Raw genomic sequence first — 23,076 nt, 5'->3', positions numbered from 1 at the left:
GAATCCAGCTTCGCGGCAATCCGCCCAACCAAGCAACCCAAGAACGCCTTGACAACTAGGTATGCCAAGCCGACTATGTATGTACCGCGTTGACCCTCGATCCCTACTGGGAGGCAACTCATGCGACAGATTCCCGTGGACACCGCCGCGATGACGGTGATGCTCATCCAGGCCCCTGAGCCGAAGATCAAGAACCGCGAGACCGGTGAAATCGCGATCGACAAGCAGTCCGGCAAGACGCTGTTCAACGTGAACGTCGCTGTGATCGTGGACGGTCGGCCGGACGCGCTGACGATCGTGGTCGCGGAAGACGGCATTCAGCCGGACCTGTTCCCCGGAGCCCCGGTGGCTCTGCCCGGTTTGGTGGCCCGCCCGTGGGAGAACGACTTCGGGCACGGCATCAGCTACCGCGCTACCGCCGTGATGGCGCAGCAGGTGCCGGCCGCCTCCAACGGCAAGGGCTGATCGCCATGTCCGGTGGAACGCTCTTAGTCCTGGTGGTGATAGTCACCGCCCTGCTTCTGGTGGCCCGCGTCAAGGCGCCGGCCGTGTACTGGACGCTGGTCGGTCTTCCCGCCGCCCTGTACCGGGTCCTGTCCGCCTACCGGGCGACGATGGAGGCCTGCGAGCTCACCGTCGCTCCGCCGTGGTGGAAGGTCTTCGCCCACAAGCTGTCTGCTGGCGACAAGGTGGCCCGTCCCGGAATCCCGAAGATTCGCGGTATCCGCCCCACCAGCACGGGTCTCCGCCTTCGCCTGCGGCTTGCTGCGGGTCTGGCTCCGGACGACGTGGTCAAGTCGGCCGAGCGGCTGCGGCACGCGTGGGGCGTCTACTCGGTGCATGTCGCCGAGGTCAAGCCCGGTGTGGTGGATCTACGGCTTACCGGCTTCGATGTCCTCGACCGAGTACGGATGCCGCGCCGCCTCGCTGTCGGTCCACTGTCGGTCACCGTGGCTCTGCGGGAGGACGGTCGGCCGTTCGTCCGGGACTACCAGGACACCCCGCACGGCCTCACGCTGGGCGCGAACAAATCCGGTAAGTCGATGTTCCAACGCTGCCTGATCAAAGGGCTCGCACCGCTGGACGCCGCCATTGTGGGCATCGACTGCAAGCGCGGCGTTGAACAGAGCCCGTTCGCCCCGCGCCTGACCGCACTCGCCATCACCCCGGATCAGGCCGACGGACTGCTGGACGCCCTGATCGTAGAGATGGAAGAGCGCTTCGACCTGCTGTGCCTGCACCAGGGCATCACTCCCGGCACACCGCTGGAAGACATCACCTCTGACATCTGGGGCCTGCCCAAGCACCTGCGACCGACCCCAATCGTGGTCCTGATCGACGAAATCGCCGAACTCTTCCTGACCACCTCCAAGGCTGACAGCGTCCGCCGGGACCGTATGGTCACCCAACTCGTCCGCCTCGCCCAACTGGCCCGCGCAGTCGGCATCTATCTGGAGGTGTGCGGGCAGCGGTTCGGCTCCGAACTCGGCAAGGGCGCAACTGCCCTGCGCGCTCAGCTCACGGGCCGCGTGGTGCATCGCTGCAACGACAAGCAGACCGCGGACATGGGCCTGGGCGACGTCAACGAACTCGCCGTCATCGCCGCCACGGCTATCGCTCCCGAGCGGGCCGGTACCGCCATCGCCGGCGACTCCTCGGGAGGCTGGGCGCGCATCCGCACTCCGATGACGAGTCTCGGTGAAGCAGCCGCGGTGTGCCGCGAGTTCGCGCACCTGACGCCGCGCATCCCCACCTTGGACGCCTACCGCCCGCAGACCGCACTCCCCGCTCAGAGCGGCACAGTGCTTGCCGCGGCAGCCGCCAGCACTCCCTAGAACGGCATCTCAACTCCGGTTGGCGTGACTGCCTTCACGCCAGTTCCCTACCCCTCCCATGCCCGAAAGGAGAAGCTCTCGTGACCGCAGCCAAGCGCACCGCCCGCCGAACGGCCAAGCCCAAGCCGAAGCCGTGTCCGGACTGCCAGACCGGCCAGGTCTCCGAAGCCTTCAAGGTCGGCACCCGCAGCAAGCGCGAAAGCGACGACCGGCAGGAAGCCCTCTGCCTGACCTGCTTCGGCACCGGCCAAGCCCCGAACTAGATCCCCGCTGGGTGCCGGGCGGCAGGACGTATGAGCCCCGCCCGGCCCCGGCCCCCAACCCGCTGGTGAAAGAGGTGAAGATCCGTGACCCGCTCGATCCGCCCCGACGCAGTACTCGTCCAAGCCGTGATCGCCGGAGCTCTGTCCTTCGCCCACCTGCACGACCTGGCCGCCGCTGCCGGACAGGCTGGCTGGAAAGCCTGGGCCTACCCCGTCAGCGTCGACCTTCTGCTGGTCGCCGCCTGGCGACGGCTCCGCATCCTGCGCACCGACGGCGGACCGACTCGCGCCGCATGGACCTGGTTCACCGTCGCGCTCGCGGCATCTTTGGGCGCCAACGTCGCCACTGCAGGCCTCCTCGACCTGAACAACGTCCCCGACTGGCTGCGCATCCTGGTGGCCGGCTGGCCCGCGCTCGCCTTCCTCGGCGGCACCCTCCTCGTCCACACCCCCGAGCACCGCCGGACCGAGGGTCCCGCAGAGGCTGCCCCGATCATCGAGCCGGTCCCGGACATCGCCATTGCCCGCGAGGACGTGAACCCGGCCTCGACTCCCGAGAGTGCTCCGGTCCCGGCGCTGTCGGCCGCCATTTTGGTGCCTCCCGCGCTGCTGACCCACGCCCGCAAGATCGCCGAGGCACATCGCACCGCCACCGGCGCCGCGATCGACGCCGCCGCACTGCGCGCCCGCCTCGGCGTCGCCCCGCAGATGGCCGATGCCATCGCCCATCAGATCACCGAAGGGACTGACCCGTCGTGAACGTCGAACTGCCCCTGGTCCTCGTGGTCGCCATCTTCGGCTACTTCGGAATCAAGATGCTCCGACCGCCGACCTGGCTGATCGTCGTGCTTCTCCTCGGCGGCTTCCTCCTTGCCGACACCTTCCTGGCCCCAGCCATCGAGTCCGGCACCAAGGCCGGAGTTGACGGCATCAACGGCACCACCAAATAGCCCAGTCCAGAAGGGAGAACCACCGTGATCCGTCCCGAGGACCAACTGCGCCACGGTCACATCCCGGCCGACCTGATTCCCCCGGGCACAGACCCGCGATCGGTGGTCATCATCCACACCGCGCCCCGCTCCTGGACCGGTCCGGTGCTCTTGGTCCTTGCCGCCACGGTGGGCATCTGCGGCCTGGTCTACATCACCACCGCCGCCGTGCTGTCCCTGGTCCACGTCGCCGCCACCACAGCAGCAGCGATCAAGACCGCCGTTCCCACGCTGATCGGCGGCGGAGGGCTGATCACTCTCGCCGTCAAGGTCCCCAAAAAGACGCCCAGCAAGTGACCGGCCCCGGAGCGGTCTCAACGACCAAGTATCCGCCGCTCCGGGAGCCGTGCCCCAACCGATCTCACAACCGGAGGGAACTCCATGATGCCCCACCATGCGACTCGTGCTGCCCGGATCTGCCCTGACTGCGATGGCTTCCCCGTCGTCGCCGTCACCACCGGCACCCGCAACCAGGACGGCACCCGCACCACCCTGCCCGTCTCGTGCCTGGCCTGCCACGGCACCGGCACCGCTCCCCACTGGCTCGTCACCAGCCAGCGCCCGGCCATGAACACGGGGGTGTCGGTATGACCGCCCCTGCCGCGTTCGGGCTCACCCTGTGGCAGCCGTGGGCGAGCGCCATCGCATACGGCACCAAGCGCATTGAGAACCGCTCCTGGCCCGCCGAGTACCGCGGCTTGGTGCTGATCCACGCCGGACGCAGCCTCGACCCGAACGCCTATGACGCGCCGTTAGCCCGCCCGTTCCTACGCCGTCCCTTCCCCCGGGGTGCGGTCGTCGCTGTCGCTCGACTGGAGAGCTGCCACGAAGACGACGGCTGGTGCACCCTCTGGTCTGCCCGCGGCCTGTGGCATTGGCGATTGGCTGACGTCACCGCGCTTGCCGAGCCGCTGTCGTGGCCCGGTGCGCGCGGCCTGTGGACCCCGCCGCCCGGCCTGCTCGCCTCCCCGCTTGTCGCCGACGCGCTGGAGGCGGCCCGTGGCTGACATGCTCGATCCGACCACCCTGGGCGACCTGCTCAGGGTGGCTTCGGCCCCCGACTTCGACCGCTGGCAAGAACAGATCCGGAAGACCGGCGGATGCGCCCAACCCATCCACCTCACCGGCTGGTCCCTGACCCGCGACAAGACATCCGGCCAGGTCCTGCACACGTACTCCACCCAGGACGAGCCCGGCGGCCGGCTCCGCATCGCCTGCGGCAACCGCCGCGCCTCCCGCTGCCAGCCCTGCGCCTACCTCTACGCGGGAGACGCCTACCGCCTCGTCCGCGCAGGCCTCACCGGCGACGACGCCATGAACATCCCTGCGGCAGTGCGCGAGCGGCCCCGCGTCTTCGCCACCCTCACCGCGCCGTCCTTCGGCTCGGTCCACAACATCCCCGATGCTGGTCGCTGCCGCTGCGGTGCCCGCCACCGTGAGGACGATCCCGCCCTCGGCACGGCGCTCGACCCGACCACGTACGACTACGCCGGTGCCGTCCTGTTCAACAACCACGCAGGGGAGTTGTGGCACCGGTTCATCAACCGCCTTCGCCGCGAGCTCGCCGCTGCCGCGGGACTTACGCAGAAGGCGTACAAGGAAGTGGCCCGGCTGTCGTTCAACAAGGTCGCGGAGTTCCAAAAGCGAGGTGCGATCCACTTCCACGCCGTCATCCGCATCGACGGCCCGGATGGACCCGATACTCTCCCGCCGCGGTGGGCGACGACCGAGCTGCTCATCCACTGCATCGAGGCAGCCGCCTCCCACCCCTATGTCACGGCCAGCGTGCCCGCCGCCGGGGATCAGCCTGCGCGCACGCTGAGCTGGGGCACGCAGCTCGACATCCGCCCCATCACGGGCTTCGACGATGGTGACGACATCAGCGAAGGCGCGGTGGCCTCGTACGTCGCCAAGTACGCCACCAAAGCAGCGGAAACCACTGGCGCTCTAGACCGTCGCATCGGCGAACTCGCCGAACTCGACCAGCACCGCGTTCCCGACCACGCCCGCCGTCTCATCCGCGCCTGCTGGAATCTCGACTCTCTCTACCCCGAACGCAGGCTCTGGGCTTGGGCCCACATGCTCGGCTTCCGTGGCCACTTCCTCACCAAGTCCCGCCGCTACTCGTCGACATTCACCGAACGCCGTCAGGTCCGCGCCGACTACCGCGCCACCGAGCAGCGCCAAGTCCTCGGCCTCCCCGAACCGGAAACCACGCTCGTCCTCGCCGACTGGCGCTACGCCGGCCACGGCCACACACCAGGCGAGTCCGCCCTCGCCGCATCAATCGCCGACGACATCCGCATCAACCGAGAAACGGCGCGCGAAGCCCTGCAAGACCAACTCGCCTTGGAAGGAGCCTGACGTGAAAGACGAACTGATGACTGTCCCGCAGATCCTCTCCGAGCTCGGTGGCGTCTCTCGGCGGACGTTCTACCGGTGGCGCGAGGTGGGGCAGGGGCCGTCTGCTTTCAAGCTTCCCAACGGGGAACTGCGAGTTTGGCGAAGCGATTTCCGCACCTGGCTGCGGCAGTTGGAGACCGCCGCGTGAAGTCTCTCGACGTGAAGGTCTGGGGTGTCCGTAAGCGGGACACCAAAACTCCGTCCTACGGCGTCCGCTGGTCCGTGGCGGGGAACGTCTTCTCCGATTCCTTCCGGACCAAGGCCCTCGCCGATCACTACCGCACCAAGCTCATGCGAGCTATGCGCGATGGAGAAGAATTCGACACGGTGACCGGTCTTCCGGTGTCCCTGGAGAAGACGACATCTTCCCTGTCCTGGTACGACTTCGCGCGCCGGTACCTCTCGATGAAGTGGCCGCACGCTGCCCCTAATACGCGGGACGGCATCAACGAGTCACTGGCCAGCGTCACCATGCAACTCCTCCAAGACCGTGCGGGACGGCCCTCTGAGCAGGAAATCCGCCGCGCCTTGCGAAATTGGGCCTTCGTTCTGCCCGGTCCCGACGACCGTGAGCTCCCCGACGACGTCCAAGGGGTCCTTCACTGGGTCTCGAAGGCGTCCCGACCCCTCACTGATCTGCAGGAAGCGGCGACTGCGCGCGCACTGCTCGACTCACTGAAGCTCAAGCTCGACGGCACCGCGGCGGCTGCTGAGACCGTGCGACGCAAACGGCGGACCTTGGTGAATGCAGCGAACTATGCGGTCGACCTAGGGGAGCTTCCCGAGAATCCCATCACCGCCGTCCGGTGGCAGAGACCCAAGGTCTCCAACCAGGTCGATCCGCGTGTTGTAGCCAATCCGGAGCAGGCTCGGAACCTGCTTACGGCTGTCTCCTACGTCGGGGGCTACCGTCGCGCTCGTGGCCGGCGCCTTGTCGGGCTCTTTGCCGCGATGTACTTCGGCGGCCTTAGGCCAGCGGAAGCTGTGGGCCTGGTTGAGACGGATCTCGTCCTTCCTGAGTCTGGTTGGGGCTCTGCTCTGCTTCATCGAACGCGCCCGTCCGTTGGGAGGCAGTGGACTGATTCGGGGGAGACCCATGACGACCGCGGACTCAAGAACCGACCAAGTGAGGATGTGCGTCGTGTGCCCATCCCGCCTCAGCTCGTGATGGAGCTGCGCGAGCATCTGGCCACGTTTGGTACGGCCGAGGACGGGAGGCTCTTCTTCAGCGAGAAGGGTTCCGTCGTTCCGTCCTCGACCTACTACCGCGTGTGGCAGGAGGCTCGACTCCTCGCACTGCTCCCGACACTGGCGGCCTCGCCGCTTGCGAGTCGGCCCTACGACCTGCGGCACTCCGCACTGTCGACGTGGCTTAACGCGGGTGTCGATCCGACCGAGGTCGCCGAGCGGGCCGGTAACAGTGTCGAGGTTCTTCTGACCCGCTATGCGAAGTGTCTCGACGGGCGGCAGGAGGTCGCCAACCGCCGCATCGAGGACCTGCTCCGCGAGTACGAGTAGAACGACCTGCAGTAGGCCGCTGCCCCTGGGCATCTTGCCCGGGGGCTTTCTCCATTCCGGGCCTCACCTGCGGCGATGCTTCAAGCGAAGTAGAAGGCTCTGCCGGAGCCGCGGGGCCATGCGGTCTTGTGGCGTGATCCCTCTTCCTGCTGACATGTCGACATCGTCGCTACAGGAGCAGAGGGGGGCTTCATGGAGCTGAGGGTCACGCGTTGGAAGCGGTACGGACATGATCGCCTGTATGCGAACCTGCCTGATGGCATTGCTGTCGGATGGGCGGATGTCAGAACGGGAGAGATCACGGTCCTACGCGCTGAGTATCGCGACGAGGTGATCGCAGCCCTGACTCAGCACTTACCGAACCACCCCGTCCCAGTCCCGCCGGCCAAAGCACCCGAGGCTGAGGCCCGCCCGATGCTGCCGCCGCTGACGCCGGCCGACGACTTGGCCGCGAACCCTCCTGGGGAGGCCCTGCGTAGTCGGCTCGCTGAGTGTGGCTCGGGTGTTTTTGAGCGTGTTGTCGCACGGTTTCTTCGGCGACCTACTGAGTGCGACTCGTGGCGAAAGGGGTTGGCGGGGGAGCGGCGAGTGGGCGCCGAGCTGAACCGATTAGCGCGCCACGGCTGGCGTGTCCTGCACTCCGTACCTCTGGCCAACAAGGTGGATATCGATCACCTGCTGATCGGGCCTGGTGGGGTGTTCAGTATCAATACGAAGCACCACCACAAAAGGGCCGTGTGGGTCGGCGACGATGCCGTGAAAGTCGATCACGGAAAACCTGCGCCATACGCGCGGAAGAGCCGGGCGGAGGCCAAGCGAGTAGTCCGCGTGCTCGAACGCTACTGTGCCTTCCCCGTACCGGTGGAGCCAGTGCTCGTCTTCGTCGGCATCACCGATCTGAAGGTGGTGGCCACGCAGCTCAGCGTGCGGGTGTACCAAGAACGCCAAGTAGCGGCACTGGCGCCGCTCTCGGGGGTGCTGACGGCCGAACAGGTTGAGCAGGTGTACAGCGTCGCCCGCCATCGTCAGGCCTGGCAGCCAAGCTGAGCCGGTGGTGGGTCGATGCCCCCGTGACGTCCCTGCCGTGGCAGCTTCCGTGAGGTCTCCGGGTGTGCTTCCTGGCATGCGGGGCTGCTCTCCTTTCCGGACCCCACCTGCGGTGATGCTTCAAGATCCCGTCCACGCCTCGTCCACAGGGCTCGACATAGGGCTGCTTTGGGCGGCATACGCCTGCACACGCAAGAAGACCCCGGCCTCAGCGTTTCCGCTGGTGACGGGGTCTTTGGGCACCTTATACAGGGTGCCCCCGGCAGGATTCGAACCTGCGCACACGGCTCCGGAGGCCGTTGCTCTATCCCCTGAGCTACGGGGGCGTACGCCCCGCTGTTGCGCGGCGACGGGTAGAACCCTACCAGCTCCCGAAGGGTCTCCGTGAACAGGTATTTCGGACCCCGAAGGGCGCCGTGAACCCCCTCGTGTACGGGGATTTTGGCGCGGCCGGAATCCCCGTACACGATCACCAGCCGTGCGCTCCCTTGGTGCCTCAACGTGCCCCCGCGTCCCCCGCACGGGTCGGAAGTGGGGAAAACCCGGACGCAGCCCTGTCGGCGGACCTACTCTCGAGTTGTGTCCGGCGCGTCCCGCCGAGTGCTCGTTGTCGATGACAATCGGGTGATTCGGCAGCTGATCAGGGTCAACCTCGAGCTGGAGGGCTTCGAGGTCGTGACCGCGGCCGATGGTGCCGAGTGCCTGGACGTCGTGCATCAGGTGCGGCCCGATGTGATCACCCTCGACGTCGTCATGCCCCGGCTCGACGGGCTTCGCACCGCCGCCCGGCTGCGGGACGACCCGCGGACCCGGCATCTCCCCCTCGCGATCGTCAGCGCCTGCACGCAGTACGAGGTGGAGAACGGGGTGGCCGCCGGCGTGGATGCCTTCCTGGCCAAGCCGTTCGAGCCGGCCGAGCTCGTCAGGATCGTGCGGCAGTTGATGTACCGGGAACGTCGGGAGGGTCCGCCGTCAGTCGACGGCAGGCATGAGGCCGGCCGGGCCGGGAGCACCAGGGGCTGAGGCCGCGCCGGGCCGGCATGTGCGACGTGCCGTGGTCCCTGTCGAGGTCCTCCACCTGACCGCATACCGAAACCGGTTCGCAAAGCGCCCCCCTTCCTCCCATACGCTTGTCCCGTGACCCCCGCCGAGCTCTCCCGTACCGTGCTGCACGCCGTGCGCCGCGCGGTGGAGGACGGTGCTCTGCGTGTGGACGTGCCCGAGAGCGTCAAGGTCGAGCGGCCACGGCCCGGAGGGCGCGGAGACTACGTCACCAACGTGGCGCTGCGGCTCGCCCGGCCCGCGGGCAGGCCGGCCGCCGATGTCGCCGAGATCCTGCGGGAGCGCATCGCGCGTGGGCAGGGTGTCGAGCGGGTCGAGATCACCGGTCCGGGGTTCCTGAACGTCACCCTCGCGGACAGCGCGCAACAGCAGCTCGTCCGCACCGTGCTGAGAGAGGGCGCACAGTACGGGGTGCCGTCGGCCGGGGGCGTGTTCCCGCACGCCGACGAGCCGCGTGCCCGAGTCTGGGCCGAGACCCTCGTACGGCTCGGCGCCCGTCCTCGCGACGGTGAGATCGTCAAGGTCGTGCCCGCAGCCCATGAGGACGTCGGCGAGGACCTTGGCGAGGGCACCGACAAGAACATCGACAAGGACGCCGACGAGGGCATCGTCGCGCGCCTGGGGTCGGACGCGGCGCGCTGGGCCTTCCTCTCCGCCGCCGCACACGACAGGCCGAGGACCGGCGGACTTCTCGTACAGACCGAGCGCAATCCGCTGCACAAGGTGAGGTACGCGTACGCACGCACGCGGGCGCTCGGGCGCAACGCCCGGCAGCTCGGCTTCGCAGCCGTCCCCGACCAGTACGTCGACGCGCCCGCCCTCACCGCCGCCGTCGGCGACCATCCCTCCGTCGTCGCCGGCGCCGCGCGGCTGCGCGCGCCCGACCGGCTCGCCCGGCATCTCGACGTCACAGCCGACGCCCTGCTCGCCTTCCAGCACACGGTGCTGCCCGTCGGGGACGAGAAACCCTCGGCCGCCCACCGTTCCCGGCTCGCCCTCGCCGAGGCTGCCGGGACGGTGCTCGCCGGTGGCCTGTCCCTGCTCGGCATCAGCGCACCCGAATACTTGTGAGACGTGAGAGAGACCAGAGACTGATGAGCCGATCCGCACACCCCGCCGGGCCCCGTCACGCCGATGTCCTTCCCGAGGGGCACTACACCGCCCCTCCCACCGACCTCAACGCACTCGACGCGAAGGTGTGGGCGAAGACGGTGGACAGGAACGAGGACGGTGCCGTCACCGTCGGCGGGATCGAAGTGACAAGGCTGGCGGAGGAGTTCGGGACCCCGGCCTACTTCCTCGACGAGGCCGACTTCCGTGCCCGCTGCCGCGCCTGGGCCGAAGCCTTCGGCAAGGACGCGGACGTGTTCTACGCCGGGAAGGCGTTCCTCAGCCGGGCCGTCGTCAGGTGGCTGCAGGAGGAAGGGCTCAACCTCGACGTGTGCTCGGGCGGAGAGCTCGCCACCGCCCTCGACGCCGGGATGCCCGCCGAGCGCATCGCCTTCCACGGCAACAACAAGTCGGCGCAGGAGATCGAGCGCGCGGTGCGTGCCGGTGTCGGGCGTATCGTGCTCGACTCCTTCCAGGAGATCGTCCGCGTCGCGCACGTCGCGCAGTCGCTCGGCAAGCGCCAGCGCGTGCAGATCCGGGTGACCGTCGGCGTGGAGGCACACACCCACGAGTTCATCGCCACCGCGCACGAGGACCAGAAGTTCGGGATCGCGCTCGCCGGGGGACAGGCCGCGGAAGCCGTGCGGCGTGCGCTGAAGCTCGACGGCATCGAGCTCATCGGGATCCACTCCCACATCGGTTCGCAGATCTTCGACATGGCCGGGTTCGAGGTCTCGGCCCGCCGGGTGGTGCAGCTGCTCGCCGAGGTACGGGACGAGCACGGTGTCGAGTTGCCCGAGATCGACCTCGGCGGCGGCCTCGGTATCGCGTACACGTCCGACGACGACCCGCGAGAGCCGCACGAGATCGCCAAGTCGCTCGGCGAGATCGTGACGAGGGAGTGCGAGGCGGCGGGGCTGCGTACACCTCGTATCTCCGTCGAGCCGGGGCGCGCCATCGTCGGGCCGACCGCGTTCACGCTGTACGAGGTGGGCACAGTGAAGCCGCTCGAGGGGCTGCGGACGTACGTCAGTGTCGACGGCGGTATGTCGGACAACATCCGTACCGCCCTGTACGACGCGGAGTACAGCGTTGCCCTGGTGTCGCGCAGGAGCGACGCCGCCCCCATGCTCAGCCGCGTCGTCGGCAAGCACTGCGAGAGCGGCGACATCGTGGTCAAGGACGCGTTCCTGCCCGCCGACCTGGCGCCGGGCGATCTGATCGCGGTGCCGGCCACCGGCGCGTACTGCCGTTCCATGGCCAGCAACTACAACCACGCACTTCGCCCGCCCGTCGTCGCCGTGAAGGACGGGCAGGCGCGGGTGATCGTCCGGCGTGAGACGGAGGAAGATCTCCTGCGTCTCGATGTCGGATAGCTGAGATAGATGTCTCGTATGGCGGACGCGCTATAGAAACTTGCGTCCGGTAAGTGAGACTGGTCCAACCGTAGAAGTAGAAGGAAACGAGGTCGGATGATGCGTACGCGTCCGCTGAAGGTGGCGCTGCTGGGCTGTGGAGTGGTCGGCTCAGAGGTGGCGCGCATCATGACGACGCACGCCGACGACCTCGCCGCGCGTATCGGCGCCCCGGTGGAGCTCGCCGGGGTCGCCGTGCGCCGGGCCGGAAAGGCCCGCGCGGGCATTCCCGACGAGCTCATCACCACCGATGCGACCGCGCTCGTCAAACGCGGGGACATCGACGTCGTCGTCGAGGTCATCGGCGGTATCGAGCCCGCCCGCTCCCTGATCACCGCGGCGTTCGAGCACGGCGCCTCCGTCGTCTCCGCCAACAAGGCGCTTCTCGCCGAGGACGGTGCCACCCTCTACGCAGCTGCCGAGCAGCACGGTCGCGATCTCTACTTCGAGGCCGCAGTCGCAGGTGCCATCCCGCTGATCAGGCCGCTGCGCGAGTCCCTCGCCGGTGACAAGGTCAACCGCGTGCTCGGCATCGTCAACGGCACGACCAACTTCATCCTCGACAAGATGGACAGCTCCGGGGCGGGGTATTCGGAGGCCCTGGACGAGGCCACCGCCCTCGGATACGCGGAGGCCGACCCGACCGCCGACGTCGAGGGCTTCGACGCCGCCGCCAAGGCAGCCATCCTTGCCGGGATCGCCTTCCACACCCGCGTGCGGCTCGACGACGTCTACCGCGAGGGCCTGACCGAGGTCACCGCCGCCGACATGGCCTCGGCGCGGCGGATGGGCTGCACCGTCAAGCTCCTCGCCATCTGCGAGCGCGCCGCCGACGGCCGGTCCGTCACCGCCCGTGTGCACCCCGCGATGATCCCGCTCAGCCATCCGCTGGCCTCGGTCCGCGAGGCGTACAACGCGGTGTTCGTCGAGGCCGAGGCCGCCGGTCAGCTGATGTTCTACGGCCCCGGTGCCGGCGGTGCGCCCACCGCGTCCGCGGTCCTCGGCGACCTCGTCGCCGTCTGCCGCAACAAGCTTGCCGAGGCGACGGGGCCCGGCGAGTCCGCGTACACCCAGCTGCCCGTGAGCCCCATGGGCGACGTGGTGACGCGGTACCACATCAGTCTCGACGTGGCCGACAAACCGGGCGTGCTCGCCCAGGTCGCGACGGTCTTCGCCGAGCACGGCGTATCGATCGACACGGTCCGCCAGCAGGGCAAGGACGGCGAGGCATCGCTCGTCGTCGTCACCCACCGCGCGCCCGACGCCGCCCTCTCCGGGACCGTCGAGGCGCTGCGCAAGCTCGACACCGTGCGCGGTGTCGCCAGCATCATGCGTGTTGAAGGGGAGTAAGGGACCCATGACCACCAACGGCACCCACCAGTGGCGCGGCATCATCGAGGAGTACCGGGACCGCCTTCCGGTCACGGACACGACGCCGGTCGTCACGCTCCGTGAGGGTGGCACGCCGCTCGTCCCGGCGCAGGTCCTCTCCGAGCGCACGGGCTGCGAAGTGCACCTCAAGGTCGAGGGCGCCAACCCCACCGGTTCCTTCAAGGACCGCGGGATGACGATGGCCATCACCAAGGCCAAGGAGGAGGGCGCGAAGGCCGTCATCTGCGCCTCCACCGGCAACACCTCGGCCTCGGCCGCCGCCTACGCCGTCCGCGCGGGCATGGTCTGCGCCGTCCTCGTGCCGCAGGGCAAGATCGCGCTGGGCAAGATGGGCCAGGCGCTCGTCTACGGCTCGAAGATCCTCCAGGTCGACGGCAACTTCGACGACTGCCTCAACCTGGCCCGCGCCCTGTCCGAGAACTACCCGGTCGCGCTGGTCAATTCCGTCAATCCGTACCGCATCGAGGGTCAGAAGACCGCGTCCTTCGAGATCGTCGACGCACTCGGCGACGCCCCCGACATCCATGTACTGCCCGTCGGCAACGCCGGCAACATCACGGCGTACTGGAAGGGGTACAAGGAGTACGCGGCGGACGGGATGGCCGGCAGGACTCCCCGGATGTGGGGTTTCCAGGCATCCGGCTCCGCGCCGATCGTGCGCGGCGAGGTCGTCAAGGATCCGTCGACCATCGCCACCGCGATCCGTATCGGCAACCCCGCCTCGTGGCAGCAGGCGCTCGCCGCGCGGGACGAGTCGGGCGGCTTCATCGACGAGGTGACGGACCGTGAGATCCTGCGCGCCTACCGCCTGTTGGCCTCGCAGGAAGGTGTGTTCGTCGAGCCCGCCTCCGCCGCTTCCGTGGCCGGTCTGCTGAAGGCTGCCGAGCAGGGCAAGGTCGACCCGGGGCAGAGGATCGTGTGCACGGTCACCGGCAACGGCCTGAAGGACCCCGACTGGGCGGTCGCCGGAGCGCCGCAGCCGGTCACGGTCCCCGTGGACGCGGCGGCTGCCGCCGAGCGCCTCGGCCTGGTCTAGGGCCTGATCCGGCGGACAGACTCTCGAGCCTGTCCGCCGGACCGCCCCGATCTGTCGGTATCCGGCTCAAAACCCTCTTGCGGCCGTCCAGTTGCCCTACGGGAAAGTATGGCAAGCGGGACAACGGCACACGTAGGGGCACGGAGGAGTCGCGACACGCATCGTGCGCCTCCTGTGCGCCCTATGTCGCAGGTGAACCTTCCTTCGATAGGCTGTACCCGAACCCGCCCCGCCGCATATGCCGCGGTGTTGTTGCCGTTGAGGCCCTCGGGTATTTCGCACCTTTCGAATAGATCTCGTACATCTCATCTCACAGTTCAGAACCAAGGAGAGTCGTCGAGCGATGGCCGGTCCAGCGTTCCGCGCCGCCGCCGTCCGGGTGCGCGTCCCTGCCACCAGCGCCAATCTCGGTCCGGGCTTCGATGCCTTCGGACTGTCGCTCGGCCTGTACGACGACGTGGTCGTCAGGGTCGCGGACTCCGGGCTGCACATCGACATCGCAGGTGAGGGTGCCGACACCCTGCCGCGCGACGAGAGTCACCTGCTCGTGCGCTCCCTGCGCACCGCCTTCGACCTGCTCGGCGGTCAGCCGCGGGGCCTCGAGGTGGTCTGCGCCAACCGCATCCCGCACGGCCGCGGCCTCGGTTCCTCCTCCGCCGCCATCTGCGCCGGCATCGTCGCCGCCCGGGCGGTCACCATAGGCGGGGACGCCAAGCTCGACGACGAGGCGCTGCTCGCGCTCGCCACGGAGATCGAGGGGCATCCCGACAATGTGGCCGCCTGTCTGCTCGGCGGCTTCACCCTTGCCTGGACCGAGTCGGGAGCGGCGCGCGCGATCAGGATGGATCCCGTCGCTTCCGTCGTTCCGGTGGTTTTCGTCCCCGGCAAGCCCGTGCTCACCGAGACGGCGCGCGGACTGCTTCCGCGTACCGTCCCGCACGTCGACGCCGCCGCCAACGCGGGCCGCGCCGCACTGCTCGTCGAGGCGCTGACCAGGCGTCCTGAGCTGCTGCTTGCCGCCACGGAGGACCGTTTGCACCAGGAGTACCGCGGCCCGGCGATGCCGCAGAGTCTCGACCTGGTGAACCGACTGCGCGCGGACGGCGTCCCTGCAGTCATCTCCGGTGCGGGCCCCACGGTGCTCGCACTGGCCGAGGACAGTGCGGCCGACAAGGTCGCACGGCTGGCGGGCGAGGGGTGGGCGGCCAATCGGCTCACCTTCGACGCGGCGGGAGCGAGCGTCCTGCCCCTGGCCACGCAGTGACACACGATTGCCGGTGGGAGAGAGGGGGAATGTTTGTTGGAGCCGGTAGTGTTAACCTCAAGTCTGCAACCGCCGTCGATGCGGCGTGGTGCTTTGCGTCCCTCATGGGGACCACCATTCTTCCGGGAGCCTCCCAAACTGCCTGAGCAGCCTGCCTGAGCAGTTTCGAGCACGCTCCGGAACCGGCACGACACCCCTCGCTTGTCCAGGAGTGGGCCGAGCAGGGGGACCTCGGGCCGGGCCTTGCACGTATGCATGTATCTCTCTCCGCCGTTGATTTGCACCGGCGGGACCACCGCTCCGACACGATCCGCTACGAAGGACCGCTGTCGGACAGCACAACCGGTCGCCGAGCCAGAAGGCCGACGTCCGCTCCAGGGAAGGACCCTTCGTGAGCGACACCACCGATCTGATGGGCGTGACTGCCGACAACAACGTCGACACCACCGCGCCCGCCGCAGGTGCTGCCTCCGGCACCACCGCACGGCGCCGCCGCTCCGGCACCGGCCTCGAGGGCATGGTCCTGGCCGAGCTGCAGCAGGTCGCGTCCGGCCTCGGAATCAGGGGTACTGCGCGGATGCGCAAGAGCCAGCTGATCGAGGTCATCAAGGAGGCGCAGGCCGGCTCTGGGGCCTCCTCCCCGGCGAAGACCGCCGACGCGGGTACCGGCGATGCCCCGGCGAAGCCGAAGCGCCGCGCCACCTCCAAGACCCGCACCGGCGACGACGCCGCTGCGCCGGCCGCGGAGAAGGCCGAGAAGGCGGACAAGGCCGAGAAGGCCGTCGCCCAGCAGCAGATCGACATCCCGGGACAGCCGGCCAGCGACGACCAGCCGGCCGGTGAGCGCCGCCGTCGCCGCGCCACCGCGCAGGCGGGCAGCCCGGAGACCCGCGCCGAGGGCTCCGTCGACGTCAAGACCGAGGTCAAGGCCGAACCGCAGTCCGACGCCAAGGCCGAGGGCGCTGTCGGCGCCCAGGACGGCGAGGGCCGCCGGGACCGCGGCCAGCGCGGTGACCGCGGTGAGCGCGGCGACCGCCGTGACCGCCAGCGCGACCGCCGCGGCAAGGGCGACGACCAGCAGGGCGGCGGCGGGCAGCGCCAGCAGCGCCAGGGCGGCCAGCAGGGCCCGCAGGGCGGCGGCCCGCAGGACGACTTCGACGAGGACGGCGGCGGCCGTCGCGGCCGTCGTGGCCGTTACCGCGACCGCCGCGGCCGTCGTGGCCGCGACGAGTTCGGCCCCAACGAGCCGCAGGTCTCCGACGACGACGTGCTGATCCCGGTCGCGGGCATCCTGGACATCCTCGACAACTACGCGTTCATCCGGACCTCCGGCTACCTGCCCGGTCCGAACGACGTGTACGTGTCCCTGGCCCAGGTCCGCAAGAACGGCCTGCGCAAGGGCGACCACGTCACCGGCGCGGTCCGTCAGCCCAAGGAGGGCGAGCGCCGCGAGAAGTTCAACGCGCTGGTCCGCCTCGACTCGGCGAACGGAATGGCGGCCGAATCCGGCCGCGGCCGCCCCGAGTTCAACAAGCTGACCCCGCTGTACCCGCAGGACCGGCTCCGTCTGGAGACCGACCCGGGTGTGCTGACGACGCGGATCATCGACCTCGTGGCGCCGATCGGCAAGGGCCAGCGTGGCCTGATCGTGGCCCCGCCGAAGACCGGCAAGACCATGATCATGCAGGCGATCGCCAACGCGATCACCCACAACAACCCCGAGTGCCACCTGATGGTCGTCCTCGTCGACGAGCGTCCGGAAGAGGTCACCGACATGCAGCGGTCGGTGAAGGGCGAGGTCATCTCCTCGACCTTCGACCGCCCCGCCGAGGACCACACCACCGTCGCCGAGCTGGCCATCGAGCGCGCCAAGCGTCTCGTCGAGCTGGGTCACGACGTGGTCGTCCTGCTGGACTCGATCACCCGCCTCGGCCGTGCGTACAACCTCGCGGCCCCGGCCTCCGGGCGCATCCTGTCCGGTGGTGTCGACTCGACCGCGCTCTACCCGCCGAAGCGCTTCTTCGGTGCCGCGCGCAACATCGAGGACGGCGGCTCGCTGACCATCCTGGCCACCGCGCTGGTCGACACCGGCTCGCGGATGGACGAGGTGATCTTCGAGGAGTTCAAGGGCACCGGTAACGCGGAGTTGAAGCTCGACCGGAAGCTCGCCGACAAGCGCATCTTCCCCGCGGTGGACGTCGACGCGTCCGGCACCCGCAAGGAAGAGATCCTGCTCGGCAGCGACGAGCTCGCCATCACCTGGAAGCTGCGCCGCGTGCTCCACGCGCTGGACCAGCAGCAGGCGATCGAGCTGCTGCTCGACAAGATGAAGCAGACGAAGTCGAACGCCGAGTTCCTGCTGCAGATCCAGAAGACCACTCCGTCCGCCGGCAACGGCAACGACTGAGAGATCTTCGCCACAGCCGTGGGGCCCGGGAACGGGCCCCCGGCACTCCCGCCCCGCCCGCCGAACTGGCAGGTGAGGACGGAGAGTCGGCCCCGCTGAACGGCCCGTTGTGCCCACCGTGCGAAGCACGGTGGGCACACGTCGTTCTCAGGGACTTCTCAGGCGGCCGTGCAACCCTTCTGGATGCTTCACCGTCTGAACAAGTGCCGACATACCGCTCCTGAACACCAAGACTGGGGGCAGCGGGGCGAGGAGTCGAGGAGACCATGACTGAACGGACAAGCAACAGCGGCGGCCGAATACGCGGCGGCGGAAAGCGCCGCAAGCAGCCCACCACGGCCCGCCGCATGTGGACCGCGGCCGCATGGTCGACCGCGGCCCTGGTGCTCGTCGGCGGCTCCGGCCTCGGCTACGTCTACTTCAAGGTCAACGGGAACCTCGACGGCGTCGACATCAACCAGGCACTCGGTACCGAGCGGCCCAAGAACATCGACAACGGCTCCATGGACATCCTGGTCCTGGGCTCCGACTCCCGCTCCGGTGCGAACTCCGAGTACGGCACCGACGAGGGCGCCGCCCGCTCCGACACCGCGATGGTCATGCACGTCTACCAGGGCCACAAGAAGGCCAGTGTCGTCTCCATCCCCCGCGACACACTGATCGAGCGACCCGACTGCACCGACCGCGCGGGCACCGCCGTCGACGGCGAGCAGCGCGCGATGTTCAACACCGCGTACGAGGTCGGCGGCCCGGCCTGTGCCGTCAAGACCGTCGAGGCGATGTCCGGTATCCGCATGGACCACTACCTCGAGGTCGACTTCACCGGCTTCAAGAAGCTGATCGACAAGCTCGGCGGCGTGGAGATCACCACCAATCAGCCGATCAACGACGCCAAGAGCCACCTCAGCCTCGAACCCGGCACCCAGACCCTGGACGGCGAGGAGTCCCTCGGACTCGTCCGCACCCGCAAGAGCGTCGGCGACGGCAGCGACCTGGGACGGATCCAGCTCCAGCAGGCCTTCATCAAGGCCTTCATCAACCAGGTCAAGGACGTCGGCGTCTTCAGCAACCCGAAGAAGCTCCTCGACCTCGCCGACACCGGCAGCAAGGCGATCACGCCGGATTCCGAGCTGGACTCCGTCAACGAGCTGATGGGCTTCGCCCGCGGTCTGAGCTCCCTGGGCGCCGAGGACGTGCACATGGTCACCATGCCTGTGCGCTACGATCCGGCCGACCCCAACCGTGTGGTCCCCGTCGAGAGCGGGGCCCGTCAGGTCTGGCGTGCGCTCAAGCAGGATCAGCCCGTGCCCGCCGGCGCGCTGAAGGACTCCGCCGGCGACAAGGGCGAGGCCGCGGACGTGGTGAGCAGCAGGTAGCGGCCGGTAGTGGTCCGGGGACGGCATGTGGCCGTAAGAGCCATCCGTACCCGCGAACGCCATCCGGAATACTTCCGGCCCCACCCCCGTTTTGGGAGATACGGCCGGTCCTGGCAGACTGGTACGTCGGCCCCGGTTCACGTACGAGCAAACCGCACGTACGACCCGGTGCCCTCCCGAAAGTAGGAGACACCTTGAAGCGCGACATCCACCCCCAGTACGTCGAGACCCAGGTCAGCTGCACCTGCGGCGCGTCGTTCACCACCCGTAGCACGATCGAGAGCGGCAGCGTCCGTGCCGAGGTCTGCTCCGAGTGCCACCCGTTCTACACGGGCAAGCAGAAGATCCTCGACACCGGTGGCCGTGTGGCCCGCTTCGAGGCCCGCTTCGGCAAGGCTGCCGGCTCCGCCGCGAAGTAGCGCGCCACTGCGCCGGTCTTTGGCCGCCCCTTCCCGGGCGGCCGGGACCGGCGCTTTGTCCGTTCTGAGCAGCCACCCTTCGCGCAAGAAAACCAGGAGCCCCCGATGTTCGAGGCGGTCGAGGAACTGATCGGCGAGCACGCCGATCTCGAGAAGAAGCTCGCCGACCCTTCGGTCCACGCGGACCAGGCGAACGCTCGCAAGCTGAACAAGCGCTACGCCGAGCTGACGCCGATCGTCGGCACGTACCGTTCCTGGAAGCAGACCGGCGACGACATCGGGACGGCGCGTGAACTCGCCGCCGACGACCCGGACTTCGCCGCCGAGGTGAAGGAACTGGAGAAGCAGCGCGGGGAGCTGACCGAGAAGCTGCGGCTGCTGCTCGTTCCGCGCGACCCCAGCGACGACAAGGACGTCATCCTCGAGGTCAAGGCGGGCGCAGGCGGCGACGAGTCCGCACTGTTCGCCGGCGACCTGCTGCGCATGTATCTGCGGTACGCGGAGCGCGTCGGCTGGAAGACCGAGATCATCGACGCCACCGAGTCCGAGCTCGGCGGCTACAAGGACGTTCAGGTCGCCGTGAAGACCAAGGGCGGTCAGGGCGCGACCGAGCCCGGCCAGGGCGTGTGGGCACGGCTGAAGTACGAGGGCGGTGTGCATCGCGTGCAGCGCGTACCCGCCACCGAGTCCCAGGGCCGCATCCACACCTCCGCGGCGGGTGTGCTCGTCACGCCCGAGGCCGAGGAGATCGACGTCGAGATCCACGCGAACGACCTGCGCATCGACGTCTACCGGTCGTCGGGTCCCGGCGGCCAGTCCGTCAACACCACCGACTCCGCCGTGCGCATCACCCACCTGCCGACCGGCATCGTCGCCTCCTGCCAGAACGAGAAGAGCCAGCTCCAGAACAAGGAGCAGGCCATGCGTATCCTGCGCTCCAGGCTGCTTGCCGCGGCACAGGAGGAGGCCGAGAAGGAGGCCGCGGACGCGCGCCGCAGCCAGGTGCGCACCGTGGACCGCTCCGAGAAGATCCGGACGTACAACTTCCCGGAAAACCGGATCTCGGACCACCGCGTCGGCTTCAAGGCGTACAACTTGGACCAGGTGCTCGACGGGGAACTGGACGCTGTGATCCAGGCCTGTGTCGACGCCGACTCCGCGGCCAAGCTCGCCGCCGCCCAGTAGGGCGCGCCGAGCCCCGAATCCCGCACGAACCCGCACCCGCGGGCCCGCACCAACGCACCGCACCGGAGGACCAGAGGGTGAACCTGCTGCTTGCCGAGGTGGCTCAGGCCACCCAGCGGCTGGCCGACGCCGGCGTGCCGTCCCCGCGATTCGACGCGGAGGAGCTCGCCGCGTTCGTGCACGGCGTGAAGCGGGGGGAGCTGCACCTCGTCAAGGACGCGGACTTCGACGCCCGTTACTGGGAAGCCGTCGCCCGCCGGGAGGCCCGCGAGCCGCTGCAGCACATCACCGGGCGCGCCTTCTTCCGCTTTCTGGAACTCCAGGTCGGCCCCGGTGTCTTCGTGCCCCGCCCCGAGACCGAGTCGGTCGTCGGCTGGGCCATAGAGGCCGTGCGGGCGATGGACGTCGTCGAGCCGCTCATCGTCGACCTGTGCACGGGCTCGGGTGCGATCGCCCTCGCCATGGCCCAGGAGGTGCCGCGTTCGCGCGTGCACGCCGTGGAGCTGTCGGACGACGCCCTGACGTGGACCCGGAAGAACGCCCAGGATTCCAGGGTCACCGTCCACCAGGGCGACGCGCTGAGCGCCCTGCCCGAACTCGACGGCCAGGTCGACCTGGTCATCTCCAACCCGCCGTACATCCCGCTCACCGAGTGGGAGTACGTCGCCCCCGAGGCCCGCGACCACGATCCGCAGATGGCCCTGTTCTCCGGCGAGGACGGACTGGACACCATCCGCGGCATCGAGCGCACCGCACACCGGCTGCTGCGCCCGGGCGGCCTCGTCGTCGTCGAGCACGCCGACACCCAGGGCGGCCAGGTGCCGTGGATCTTCAACGAGGAATCCGGCTGGGCCGACGCCGCCGACCACCCCGACCTCAACAAGCGGCCGCGGTTCGCGACCGCGCGCAAGGCGATGCCGTGAGTGCTTCGCGATCAACCGTCGACGCACGCTTGGGCCCCTCGTGGGGGTCCCCCCGCCGAAGGCAGGGGGAGAACCGAGTGCTCAACAAGAAGGAGGCCCGCTGATGGCACGGCGATACGACTGCAACGACGCGACCGACCGTTCGACGGGGCTGCGCGAAGCCGCATCGGCGGTCCGCCGCGGCGAGCTCGTCGTGCTGCCCACCGACACCGTGTACGGGATCGGTGCGGACGCCTTCACCTCCGAGGCCGTCGCCGACCTGCTCGACGCCAAGGGACGCGGCCGGAACATGCCCACCCCTGTCCTCATCGGCTCCCCGAACACCCTGCACGGCCTGGTCACCGACTTCTCCGAGCAGGCCTGGGAGCTCGTCGACGCCTTCTGGCCGGGCGCGCTGACGCTGGTCGCCAAGCACCAGCCGTCGCTGCAGTGGGACCTGGGCGACACCCGGGGAACCGTCGCGATCCGGATGCCGCTGCACCCGGTCGCCATCGAACTGCTCACCGAGGTGGGCCCGATGGCGGTCTCCAGCGCCAACCTCACGGGACACCCCTCTCCTGAGGACTGCGACGCTGCGCAGGAGATGCTCGGCGACTCCGTCTCCGTGTATCTGGACGGCGGCCCCACCCCGGGCATCGTGCCGTCCTCGATCGTCGACGTCACGGGCAAGGTCCCCGTTCTGCTGCGCCAGGGAGCGCTCTCGGCGGACGAGCTGCGCAAGGTCGTACCCGACCTCGAGGTGGCCAATTGACCGCCCCTGAGGGGCGTGGAATAGCGGAACCCGGCAAAGCGGCCTCCACCTTCCGCATCCTCCACGTCAGCACCGGCAACGTCTGCCGCTCGCCCATCACCGAGCGGCTGACCCGCCATGCCCTGAGCGACCGCCTCGGCGATCCCCTCACGGGCGGCCTGATCGTGGAGAGCGCAGGCACCTGGGGCCACGAGGGCGCCCCGATGGAGGCGAACGCCGAGGTCGTCCTCGCCGACTTCGGCGCGGACGCGAGCGGCTTCGTGGGACGTGAACTGCTCGACGAGCATGTGATCCGCGCGGATCTGGTCCTCACGGCGACCCGTGACCACCGCGCGCAGGTCATCTCGATGGGGCACTCGGCGGGCCTGCGGACCTTCACGCTGAAGGAGTTCACCCGCCTGGTGCGGGCGATCGATCCGGCCACCCTGCCCGACCCGCGCGAGGACGGCGTGGTCGAGCGCGCGCGTGCGCTCGTGCGCGCGGCCGCGGCTCTACGCGGGTGGCTTCTGGCGCCGAGCCCGGACGCGGACGAGGTCTTCGACCCGTACGGGGCGCCCATCACGTTCTTCCGCTCGATCGGCGACGAGATCCACCAGGCGCTGGACCCGGTGGTCACCGCGCTGACGGGCGTTTCCCCCACCCGCCCGCGCCCGTAACCGGACTCCGCCCGCACCCGCTACC

At 69.0% G+C, this 23,076-nt stretch carries 25 protein-coding genes and 1 tRNA gene; 25 read left to right on the top strand and 1 reads right to left on the bottom strand.

Annotation, left to right across the window (positions count from 1 at the left end; genetic code table 11):
- Window positions 1–120 precede the first annotated feature (120 nt).
- The 12 genes from AC067Z_RS19875 (at window position 121) to AC067Z_RS19820 (ending at window position 8,055) form a co-directional block, all read left to right on the top strand.
- Window positions 121–465, top strand: a complete 345-nt coding sequence (locus AC067Z_RS19875; protein ID WP_384050733.1) for an SCO3933 family regulatory protein — start codon at window positions 121–123, stop codon at window positions 463–465.
- A 5-nt stretch (window positions 466–470) separates the two neighbouring features.
- Window positions 471–1,835 (top strand): FtsK/SpoIIIE domain-containing protein, encoded by a 1,365-nt coding sequence (locus tag AC067Z_RS19870; RefSeq protein WP_478790847.1) that lies wholly within the window; start codon window positions 471–473, stop codon window positions 1,833–1,835.
- An 80-nt stretch (window positions 1,836–1,915) separates the two neighbouring features.
- On the top strand, window positions 1,916–2,098 hold the full coding sequence (locus AC067Z_RS19865; RefSeq protein WP_478790846.1) for a hypothetical protein: 183 nt from the start codon (window positions 1,916–1,918) through the stop codon (window positions 2,096–2,098).
- Between the two features lie 84 nt (window positions 2,099–2,182).
- On the top strand, window positions 2,183–2,857 hold the full coding sequence (locus AC067Z_RS19860; RefSeq protein ID WP_478790845.1) for a DUF2637 domain-containing protein: 675 nt from the start codon (window positions 2,183–2,185) through the stop codon (window positions 2,855–2,857).
- Entirely contained in the window at window positions 2,854–3,048 is a 195-nt protein-coding gene (locus AC067Z_RS19855) for a hypothetical protein (protein ID WP_478790844.1), read from the top strand. The genes AC067Z_RS19860 and AC067Z_RS19855 overlap by 4 nt, the downstream gene beginning before the upstream one ends.
- A 24-nt stretch (window positions 3,049–3,072) precedes the next feature.
- Window positions 3,073–3,384, top strand: coding sequence for a hypothetical protein (locus AC067Z_RS19850; protein ID WP_478790843.1), 312 nt, complete (start codon window positions 3,073–3,075; stop codon window positions 3,382–3,384).
- Window positions 3,385–3,468: 84 nt separating this feature from the next.
- Window positions 3,469–3,678, top strand: coding sequence for a hypothetical protein (locus AC067Z_RS19845; RefSeq protein WP_478790842.1), 210 nt, complete (start codon window positions 3,469–3,471; stop codon window positions 3,676–3,678).
- Complete coding sequence (locus tag AC067Z_RS19840) at window positions 3,675–4,094, top strand: ASCH domain-containing protein (protein ID WP_478790841.1); 420 nt, start codon at window positions 3,675–3,677, stop codon at window positions 4,092–4,094. Before AC067Z_RS19845 ends, AC067Z_RS19840 begins: the two co-directional genes overlap by 4 nt.
- Before the next feature lies 1 nt (window position 4,095).
- Window positions 4,096–5,451: a replication initiator protein RepSA gene (gene repSA, locus AC067Z_RS19835; RefSeq protein WP_478790866.1), complete on the top strand. Its 1,356-nt coding sequence runs from the start codon at window positions 4,096–4,098 to the stop codon at window positions 5,449–5,451.
- 16 nt (window positions 5,452–5,467) lie between these two features.
- A complete protein-coding gene (locus tag AC067Z_RS19830; RefSeq protein WP_478790865.1) occupies window positions 5,468–5,638 on the top strand; it encodes a helix-turn-helix transcriptional regulator in 171 nt (56 codons plus the stop codon).
- A complete protein-coding gene (locus AC067Z_RS19825) occupies window positions 5,635–7,008 on the top strand; it encodes a tyrosine-type recombinase/integrase (protein WP_478790840.1) in 1,374 nt (457 codons plus the stop codon). Before AC067Z_RS19830 ends, AC067Z_RS19825 begins: the two co-directional genes overlap by 4 nt.
- Before the next feature lie 192 nt (window positions 7,009–7,200).
- Complete coding sequence (locus tag AC067Z_RS19820; RefSeq protein ID WP_478790839.1) at window positions 7,201–8,055, top strand: nuclease-related domain-containing protein; 855 nt, start codon at window positions 7,201–7,203, stop codon at window positions 8,053–8,055.
- A gap of 254 nt (window positions 8,056–8,309) precedes the next feature.
- Here AC067Z_RS19820 and AC067Z_RS19815 read toward each other — a convergent pair.
- Window positions 8,310–8,381 (bottom strand) — tRNA-Arg (locus AC067Z_RS19815).
- 205 nt (window positions 8,382–8,586) lie between these two features.
- Between AC067Z_RS19815 and AC067Z_RS19810 the strand changes: the two genes are divergently transcribed.
- From AC067Z_RS19810 to AC067Z_RS19750, 13 genes are all read left to right on the top strand, one after another.
- On the top strand, window positions 8,587–9,078 hold the full coding sequence (locus AC067Z_RS19810; RefSeq protein ID WP_478790838.1) for a response regulator: 492 nt from the start codon (window positions 8,587–8,589) through the stop codon (window positions 9,076–9,078).
- 114 nt (window positions 9,079–9,192) lie between these two features.
- Window positions 9,193–10,188 carry an ArgS-related anticodon-binding protein NrtL gene (gene nrtL / locus AC067Z_RS19805; protein WP_478790837.1) on the top strand — a complete coding sequence of 332 codons (996 nt, stop codon included), beginning with the start codon at window positions 9,193–9,195 and terminating at the stop codon, window positions 10,186–10,188.
- Window positions 10,189–10,211: 23 nt separating this feature from the next.
- On the top strand, window positions 10,212–11,603 hold the full coding sequence (lysA, locus tag AC067Z_RS19800; RefSeq protein WP_478790836.1) for a diaminopimelate decarboxylase: 1,392 nt from the start codon (window positions 10,212–10,214) through the stop codon (window positions 11,601–11,603).
- A 96-nt stretch (window positions 11,604–11,699) separates the two neighbouring features.
- Window positions 11,700–12,992, top strand: coding sequence for a homoserine dehydrogenase (locus AC067Z_RS19795; protein WP_478790835.1), 1,293 nt, complete (start codon window positions 11,700–11,702; stop codon window positions 12,990–12,992).
- Window positions 12,993–12,999: 7 nt separating this feature from the next.
- Window positions 13,000–14,070: a threonine synthase gene (gene thrC / locus AC067Z_RS19790; RefSeq protein WP_478790834.1), complete on the top strand. Its 1,071-nt coding sequence runs from the start codon at window positions 13,000–13,002 to the stop codon at window positions 14,068–14,070.
- 343 nt (window positions 14,071–14,413) lie between these two features.
- Window positions 14,414–15,334 carry a homoserine kinase gene (gene thrB / locus AC067Z_RS19785; RefSeq protein ID WP_478790833.1) on the top strand — a complete coding sequence of 307 codons (921 nt, stop codon included), beginning with the start codon at window positions 14,414–14,416 and terminating at the stop codon, window positions 15,332–15,334.
- Window positions 15,335–15,725: 391 nt separating this feature from the next.
- Window positions 15,726–17,741: a transcription termination factor Rho gene (gene rho, locus AC067Z_RS19780; protein WP_478790832.1), complete on the top strand. Its 2,016-nt coding sequence runs from the start codon at window positions 15,726–15,728 to the stop codon at window positions 17,739–17,741.
- Window positions 17,742–18,007: 266 nt separating this feature from the next.
- Window positions 18,008–19,117, top strand: coding sequence for an LCP family protein (locus AC067Z_RS19775; protein WP_478790831.1), 1,110 nt, complete (start codon window positions 18,008–18,010; stop codon window positions 19,115–19,117).
- Between the two features lie 194 nt (window positions 19,118–19,311).
- Window positions 19,312–19,536 carry a 50S ribosomal protein L31 gene (rpmE, locus tag AC067Z_RS19770; RefSeq protein ID WP_478790830.1) on the top strand — a complete coding sequence of 75 codons (225 nt, stop codon included), beginning with the start codon at window positions 19,312–19,314 and terminating at the stop codon, window positions 19,534–19,536.
- 105 nt (window positions 19,537–19,641) lie between these two features.
- On the top strand, window positions 19,642–20,721 hold the full coding sequence (gene prfA / locus AC067Z_RS19765; RefSeq protein ID WP_478790829.1) for a peptide chain release factor 1: 1,080 nt from the start codon (window positions 19,642–19,644) through the stop codon (window positions 20,719–20,721).
- A gap of 77 nt (window positions 20,722–20,798) precedes the next feature.
- Window positions 20,799–21,644, top strand: a complete 846-nt coding sequence (gene prmC / locus AC067Z_RS19760; RefSeq protein WP_478790828.1) for a peptide chain release factor N(5)-glutamine methyltransferase — start codon at window positions 20,799–20,801, stop codon at window positions 21,642–21,644.
- Window positions 21,645–21,747: 103 nt separating this feature from the next.
- On the top strand, window positions 21,748–22,395 hold the full coding sequence (locus tag AC067Z_RS19755) for an L-threonylcarbamoyladenylate synthase (protein ID WP_478790827.1): 648 nt from the start codon (window positions 21,748–21,750) through the stop codon (window positions 22,393–22,395).
- Complete coding sequence (locus AC067Z_RS19750; RefSeq protein ID WP_478790826.1) at window positions 22,392–23,051, top strand: arsenate reductase/protein-tyrosine-phosphatase family protein; 660 nt, start codon at window positions 22,392–22,394, stop codon at window positions 23,049–23,051. The genes AC067Z_RS19755 and AC067Z_RS19750 overlap by 4 nt, the downstream gene beginning before the upstream one ends.
- Window positions 23,052–23,076: the final 25 nt, after the last annotated feature.

The organism is Streptomyces sp. NPDC043812 (genome assembly GCF_056436245.1).
This window is presented reverse-complemented; position numbering and strand designations above follow the sequence as displayed.